Origin of the sequence: Streptomyces sp. NPDC058964, assembly GCF_042741275.1 — a bacterium.
GTDB lineage: Bacteria > Actinomycetota > Actinomycetes > Streptomycetales > Streptomycetaceae > Streptomyces.
Genome location: NZ_JBHYKH010000083.1, coordinates 1 through 821, shown reverse-complemented (window position 1 = coordinate 821; position 821 = coordinate 1). Strand labels below are relative to the sequence as shown.

Sequence of the window (821 nt, the reverse complement as noted above, 5' to 3'; positions counted from 1 at the left end):
CGCGGGGGGGTGGGCGGGTGTGGGGGTGTGGCGCGCGGGTGCGGGCGCGGGGCGCGGTGGCCCTGCGCGCGGCCCGCCGCCCCCCGCGCTAACGACGCCCTGCACGACTTCGTGGTGCGCGTCCGGCTGGAGGGGCCGGGAGCGCAGGGCCGTCCCGGCCGGGGGATCACGCCAGCTGGATCGTCTCCCCGTCGACTTTGATGTTCTTCCGCGGCAGCGGCCTGGTCGCCGGGCCGTGGGCAACCGAGCCGTCGGCGATGTCGAACTTGCTGCCGTGACAGGGGCAGTCGATCGTGCCGTCCGCGACCTTGGCCACGGTGCAGCCCTGGTGCGTGCAGATGGCCGAGAAGGCCTTGAACTCGTTCTGGTTCGGCTGGGTGACCACGGTCTTCCGGTCCTTGAAGACCGTGCCGCCGCCGACCGGGATGTCGCTCGTCCTCGCCAGCGTCTGTCCGGCCGACGCGCTCTCGGACGATCCGGAGTCCTGCTGCGCCTCGCCGTAGTTGCTGCAGCTCACGCATCCCGCGGCGAGCGCCGCCGCGCCCGTCGCGAGAACCGTGCGCCGCGTCGACCGGTGGGTCATGTCGTCACTCCGAACGTACGGAAGAACCAGAAGGCGGACGTGAGCCAGACGATCGTGAGCGCGGTGAACACCAGTCCGCCGACGATCGGCAACAGCCAGCCGGGAAGCCGCTCCGAGCGGAGCAGCAGCATCTTTGCGCTGAAGGCACCGAAGAAGAAGCAACCCAGGACGGAGTGCCACAGAACGCGCGTTTCATACGCCTGGAAGCCCAGTGCGTACAGACAGTGCACCGCCACCG

At 70.6% G+C, this 821-nt stretch carries 2 protein-coding genes; both read right to left on the bottom strand.

Annotated elements, in window-relative coordinates; translation table 11 throughout:
- Positions 1-166: 166 nt before the first annotated feature.
- A complete protein-coding gene (locus ACFW2E_RS13565; protein ID WP_384465862.1) occupies positions 167-583 on the bottom strand; it encodes a Rieske (2Fe-2S) protein in 417 nt (138 codons plus the stop codon).
- On the bottom strand, positions 580-821 hold a 242-nt coding region (locus ACFW2E_RS13560; protein ID WP_384465860.1), incomplete at its 5' end, for a DUF6529 family protein. The genes ACFW2E_RS13560 and ACFW2E_RS13565, both read right to left, overlap by 4 nt.

Bases quoted from the DNA above. Each gene is read 5' to 3' on its own strand.
- ACFW2E_RS13565 (WP_384465862.1), bottom strand. From the start codon at position 583: ATGACCCACCGGTCGACGCGGCGCACGGTTCTCGCGACGGGCGCGGCG.